General features: G+C 75.0%; 6 protein-coding genes. 5 read left to right on the plus strand and 1 reads right to left on the minus strand.

The genetic code is table 11. The annotated features are described in order from the left end of the window. Positions 1 to 59 precede the first annotated feature (59 nt). Positions 60 to 896, plus strand: coding sequence for an MFS transporter (locus tag ACFW2E_RS19925; protein WP_384468138.1), 837 nt, complete (start codon positions 60 to 62; stop codon positions 894 to 896). A gap of 58 nt (positions 897 to 954) precedes the next feature. Here ACFW2E_RS19925 and ACFW2E_RS19930 read toward each other — a convergent pair whose 3' ends face one another. Beyond that, the gene (locus tag ACFW2E_RS19930) at positions 955 to 1959 is read right to left on the minus strand and encodes an AIR synthase-related protein (protein ID WP_384468139.1); all 1005 of its coding nucleotides are present in this window, start codon (positions 1957 to 1959) and stop codon (positions 955 to 957) included. Between the two features lie 233 nt (positions 1960 to 2192). On the opposite strand from ACFW2E_RS19930, the gene ACFW2E_RS19935 reads away from it, so the two are divergent. From ACFW2E_RS19935 to ACFW2E_RS19950, 4 genes are all read left to right on the plus strand, one after another. Then, positions 2193 to 3674: an amidase gene (locus tag ACFW2E_RS19935; RefSeq protein WP_384468141.1), complete on the plus strand. Its 1482-nt coding sequence runs from the start codon at positions 2193 to 2195 to the stop codon at positions 3672 to 3674. A 10-nt stretch (positions 3675 to 3684) separates the two neighbouring features. Beyond that, positions 3685 to 4470, plus strand: a complete 786-nt coding sequence (locus ACFW2E_RS19940; protein ID WP_384468143.1) for a thioesterase II family protein — start codon at positions 3685 to 3687, stop codon at positions 4468 to 4470. 114 nt (positions 4471 to 4584) lie between these two features. Then, complete coding sequence (locus tag ACFW2E_RS19945; protein WP_384468145.1) at positions 4585 to 5397, plus strand: hypothetical protein; 813 nt, start codon at positions 4585 to 4587, stop codon at positions 5395 to 5397. A gap of 3 nt (positions 5398 to 5400) precedes the next feature. Continuing rightward, a partial coding sequence (locus ACFW2E_RS19950) for an AMP-binding protein (protein WP_384468147.1) occupies positions 5401 to 5976 on the plus strand: 576 nt, incomplete at its 3' end.

Raw genomic sequence — 5976 nt, forward strand, 5'->3', positions numbered from 1 at the left:
CGTAACGCCCCCCCCCCCCCCCCGCCCGGGCCGCACACGGGGCCGCCCGGGGCGCGTTCATGGCCGTCACCGCCCAGCCCGCCGCCGCGCCGGGGCCCGCGATGGCCGCCGCGGGGGGCGGGGGAGTACCCGGACACCGCCTGGTCGGCCTGTTCGGCGCGGTGTGCGTGCTCGCCGGTACGGCGGGAGTGCTGATCGGGATCAAGGGCGCCCCCAAGGGCACCGCGAGGACCGCGGGCCCCGGCCTGCGCCGCCGACTCGCCCTCGCGCGGCGGGTGCCCGGCTTCCCCGCGCTGCTCGCCGGGGTCGTCGTCCAGTCCGTCGCCACCGGCGGGCTGACCGCGGGCGCGCCCTACTTCAGCGAGCACATCCTCGGCGACAAGACCGCGACGGGGCTGCTCGTCGCCGTGTTCGTCGCCCCGAACCTGCTCACCGTGCGCCTGTGGACGCGGCTCGGCGCCCGTGTCGGCCACCGCGCGGGGTACCGGTGGGCCTGTGCCGTCTTCGCCACCGGCTGCCTGCTCCTGTTCGCCGCCCCTGCCCTGCCGCTGCCCCTCGTGCTGCCCGTCATGGCCCTCGCCGGAGCCGGACATGCGGGCCAACTCCTCTTCCTCTACGCGATGTTGCAGGAGTGCATCGCCGGTGAGGGGCTGCGCGGGGCCGGGGTCTCCTCCGGGCTCTTCACGACCTGCGAGACCCTGGGCCTGGCGGTCGGGCCCTTCCTGTACTGCCTCGTCCTCGCGCTCTTCGGCTACGCCTCCTCGGGAACGGGACACGCCGTCACACAGTCCGGCACGGCACGTGAGGGCATCCTCGTCGGCATCGGCCTGACCCCGGCCGTCGCCGCGTTCGCCGCGGCCGCGGTCCTGGGCCGGGGAGCGCGCGAGCGAACCTGACGGCCCCGGCCCGGGCTCCCCTCGGAGCCGCGGCGGATCCTCCGGGGGCCGGCCGCCCTCACAGCAGCCGTACCGGACACTCGCCCCCGTCGGCGGGCAGCGGCGTCGAAAGACCCTCGGGCGAGCGGACCTGCACCACACCTGCCGGTCCGCCCACGACCGAGCCGACCGCCGTGGCCAGGCGCCCGTGCCGCAGACCCCGCAGCGCGGCCAGCGCCGCGGTCTCCTCGGCCGGGGCGACCACCAGGCAGACACAGCCGGCACCGGCGGCGTACAGCGGATCCAGGCCCAGGACGTCGAACGCCTCCCGGGCCCCGTAGGGCACCGGCAGCGCGGCCTCGTCGACCCGCACGCCGTACCCCGAACGCCCGGCGAACTCCCGCAGCACGGAGGCGAGTCCACCCTCGGTCACCGTCCCGGCCGCCCGCAGCGCGCCCGACGGCAGCGCCGCCCGGACCGCCTCCACCAGACCGCCCAGCGGCGCCACGTCACTGGGCACGTGGTACTCGAAACCGAGCCCGGCGCGCAGCGACAGCACATGGACCGCATGACTGCCCAGCGGCGCGGAGACCAGGATGCGGTCACCCGGGCGCAGTGCCGCGGCGTCCAGCTCGGGACGCCTGAACGCCCCGAACCCCGTGGCCACCATCGCCAGCCGGTCGACCTCACCGGCCCGCACGACCCGGGCGTCGACCGCCGCGACCCGCACCCCGGCCTCCCGCACCGCCTCCCGCACGGACGCGGCGGCCCGGTGCAGCAGCGCGGCCGGCAGCCCCGCCTCCACCACGGCGGCGAGCGTCAGCCGGCGCGGCTCCGCGCCCGCGACCGCGAGCGCTTTGACGGCCGCGCACACCGCGAGCCGCCCGATGTCCCCGTTGCCGAAGAACGGCGGGTCGACGACACACGTCACGGTGCGCACGGCGAACGGCCCCGGCGCCGGATCGGGCTCGGGGTCGTAGAGCTCGCCCAGCGCCGAGACCAGGACGGCGGCCGGCGACGCGACGCCCGCGCCGTCGCGCAGCGCCACCTGGCCCATGGGCAGGGGAACGTCGTCCCGCAGCAAGGAAATCCCCCCTTTCCGGACCCGGGAACGCGACGGCGGTCCCACCACCAGTCTGCGTCAGTCTGCCCCCGCGTCACCGCCACGGTAGCCCGGGAAATCACGGACAACCCGCAGGCAGGGGTGGGAATTCAGGGGTGTTGAGGGGTCCGGCAAGGGGGACTGTCCGAGCCGTTCCCCTTCCTAGGGTCGAAGACCCGGAACGCCCGGGCAGCCAACGGACCTACGGAGCGGCCATGGTGGACGTCAGCACGCGGGTGGAGCGGCAGCAGGCCGCCGCCGACCGCCTCGACGAGCGGCTCGGGGTGTTCGTGCGCCGCTTCGACAACCCTCGTGCGGAACCCGCCGGGGACGGCCCGCTGCGGGGCGTGACCCTCGGCGTCAAGGACGTCTTCGCCACCCGCGAGGCCGTCCCCACCGCACACAGCAAGGTCCACGACGCCGAGTGGCACCGGGGCCGCGACGCCGTGGCCGTACGGCGCCTGCGGGCCGCCGGAGCCGTACCGCTGGGCATGACCACCGCCGCCGAACACGCCCTGGGCCGCCCCGACCCGGCCCTGCCGTTCCCCGTGCCCCGCAACCCCTGGGACCCGGACCACTACCCCGGCGGCTCCAGCAGCGGCAGCGCCGCCGGGCTCGTGCACGGCCTCTTCGACGTCGGCCTGGGCACCGACACCGGCGGAAGCATCCGCATCCCCGCCGCCCTGTGCGGTGTCACCGGCGTCAAACCCACCCACGGACTCGTCCCGACCACCGGCTGCCACCCCCTCGCGCCCAGCCTCGACACCGTCGGCACCCTGGCCCGTACCGTCCGCGAGGCGGCCCGCGCCCTCGGCGTCGCCGCCGCCTGGGACACCCCCGAACCGGCCTGGCGCGACGACCTGGACGGTGTGCGCATCGGCGTACCCGACCGCGCCCTGGAGGAGTCGGGGCAGCTCTCCGCGGACTGCCGCAACGCCTTCGACACCACCCTCGAACGGCTCCGCGACCAGGGCGCGAAGGTCGTCAGCGTCGAACTGCCCGAGCTCTACCCGCTGTTCGCCGCCCAGCTCATCACCCTGCTCGCCGAAGGCTTCGACCGGCACGGCACCGGGCTGCGCGGCCGCTGGGACCAGTACGGGCGACCGTTCCGGCGCACCCTGGTGCTCGGCGGCCTGATCCCCGCCTCCGTCTACGTCCACGCGCAGCGCGTGCGCGCCTGGGGAGCCGCCCAGCTGCGCGGCCGCCTCGACGGACTCGACGCCCTCGCCACCCCCGCCTGGCCCACCGCCGCCCCCCGCTACGACGACCCCGCCGGCCTGGCCACCGTCTCCTGGCTGCCCGGCCTGTGGAGCGCCGTCGGCTTCCCGGCCGTCGCCCTCCCGATGGGCTTCGACCCCGCCGGACTCCCACTGTCCCTGCAACTGGCCGGCGCCCCCGGCACCGACCGCGGCCTACTCGCCGTGGCCGACGCCCACCAGCGGCACACCGACTGGCATCTGCGCACCCCCGCCCCGCTCCCGGCGACACCGCCCGCCGCCGTCGCCCTCCCGCGGAGCGCCCCCTCCGAGACGGAGGCCCAGCGACTCCTGGGCGCGGCACTGCACCGGGCCGGCGTGCCCGTCCCCGAAGCCGAACTCACCGAGTTCGCCGGGCAGTGGCAGCTCACCGAAATGCTCTTCGGATTCCTGCCGGAACTCCGCGACTTCGCCCACGACACGTATCAGGACGAGAACTGAGGTGTTCCCCATGACGACGCAGCAAACCCCCGCGCCCACCACCGCGGAAAGCGCCTGGATTCGCCGCTACCATCCCGCCGTCGCCGACGCGCCCCGACTGATCTGCTTTCCGCACGCGGGCGGATCCGCGAGTTTCTATTTTCCCGTCGCCAAGGAGCTGACCCCCGGCATCGACGTCCTGGTCGTGCAATATCCGGGGCGCCAGGAACGCCGTAGGGAACCCCTTGTCGACAACGTTCCCGAACTCGCCGACCGCGCCTTCGAGGAACTGCGCCACTACGCCGACCGGCCGCTGTACCTGTTCGGCCACAGCATGGGCGCCACCGTCGCCTTCGAGATCGCCCGCCGCTTCACGGCCGCCGGACTCCCGGCCCCGGCAAGGCTGTTCGCCTCCGCCCGCCGGGCCCCCTCCCGCACCCGCGCCGAGCGGATCCACACCCGCGACGACGAGGGCGTCATCAGGGAGCTGCGCAAGCTCAGCGGCACCGACGACCGGGTCCTGGGCAACGAGGAGATCATGCGCCTCGCGCTGCCCGCGATCCGCAACGACTACAAGGCCGTGGAGACCTACCGGGCCGAGCGAGGCGTGACCGTCGACTGCCCCATCACCGTCCTGACCGGCGACACCGACCCCAACACCACCCTCGACGAGGCCCACGCCTGGGCCGAGCACACCACCGCCGACTGCGAAGTGCGGTCCTTTCCCGGCGGCCATTTCTACCTCGCCGACCGGCAGCGCGAGGTACTCGACACCATCACCGCCCGTATAACCGGCGCGGCCGCAGTCCGAGGATAGGGGTGACCTGGCCCGGTCTAGGGGTCCGCAACCAGACCGCCCGCATCTAGCGTGGAGTTCACCGCTGCCACGAATTCTCCTTTCGTGGCCCGAGGACAGGAATAGGGAATAGCCGTGAGTCGAATAGCGTGGAAGACGCTGAGCAGCGGGGACAACGAGGGTCTCCTGCTGGCGGTCGACTTCGCCGCGGGAAGCCGCGCGCCGGCCCAATTCGCCGACCTCGCCCCGCTCCTCGAACCGTCGCTCACCCTCTGGGCGAGCCGGCCCCCGGGCCCCGACGACCAGGTACCGCCCACCGGAAACGCCTACCTCGACTGGTGGCTGGGCGAGGTGCGGGCCTCGGGCGCCCCCGTCCGGGCCGTGCTCGGCTACTGTGCCGGCGGCGTCTTCGCGGCGGCCCTCGCGGAGCGCATCGCCGACTGGCAGCCCGCCCCCCGGCTCATCCTCCTCGACCCCGAACTCCCCGCGACCAGCGGCCTGTACGACGACTTCCACACCGCGGGCGACTCCCTGGCCGCGCTGCTCACCCCGGCCGAACTCGACGCGTTCCACGCCCGCGGCGAAGCCCTGAAGGCACAGTACGGCGCCGACCGGCTCCCCGTCGTCGGACGCGAACTGGCCGACACCTTCACGGGCGCGGTGGCTGCCGCGGCGGACCGGCTCGACCTCGACGAGGACATCCGCGACGAACTCTCCGGCGCCTTCGTCTCCCTCGTCTCCTACCTCACCGCGGCCACCACCCTCAGCCCGCCGGCCGCCTGGTCCACCGCCACGGCCCTCACCACCACCGCCCCCGAGCAGCCCGTCGGCCACGAGGAACGCATCCCCGTCGCCCACGACGACCTGCTGCGCTCCACCGCGACCGCGCGAGTCCTCGAACGGCTGCTGGCCGACGCCCGCGTCCCCGCGACCGGCAAGGCCGGGTGACCGATGGCGACGACGACCACCGCCGCCGCTCCCGTGACCGGCCGGCCCGCGACGCGGCCCACCGGCCCCGGCCGGCCCGTACTGCTCCCCGAACTCCTCGCCGAGCAGGCCCGCCGCACGCCCGGCGCCCTCGCCCTGGTCGACGGCGACACCACCCTCACCTACCGCGAACTCGCCGAACGCTCGGCCCGGCTGGCCCACCACCTCATCTCCCTCGGCCTCGGTCCGGAGGACATCGTCGCCGTCGGCATGCGGCGGAGCGCGGAGCTCGTCACCGCCTTCCTCGCCGTACTCAAGGCCGGTGCCGCCTATCTGCCGCTCGACCTGCAGAACCCGCCGCAGCGCCTCGCCCTCATGACCGAGGACGCCCGCCCCGCCGCCCTGATCACCCACACGGCGGACGCGGCCCCGGCCGGCGCCGCCGTCACCGTCCTGCTCGACGACGACACCACCCGAGCCCGGATCGCCGCCGCCCCCGCCACCGACCCCCGGGACACCGAGCGCGTCCGGCCGCTGCACCCCGACCACCCCGCCAACCTCAACTACAACACCGGTTCAACGGGCCGCCCCAACGGCGTC

This window comes from Streptomyces sp. NPDC058964, from assembly GCF_042741275.1.
Classification (GTDB): domain Bacteria; phylum Actinomycetota; class Actinomycetes; order Streptomycetales; family Streptomycetaceae; genus Streptomyces.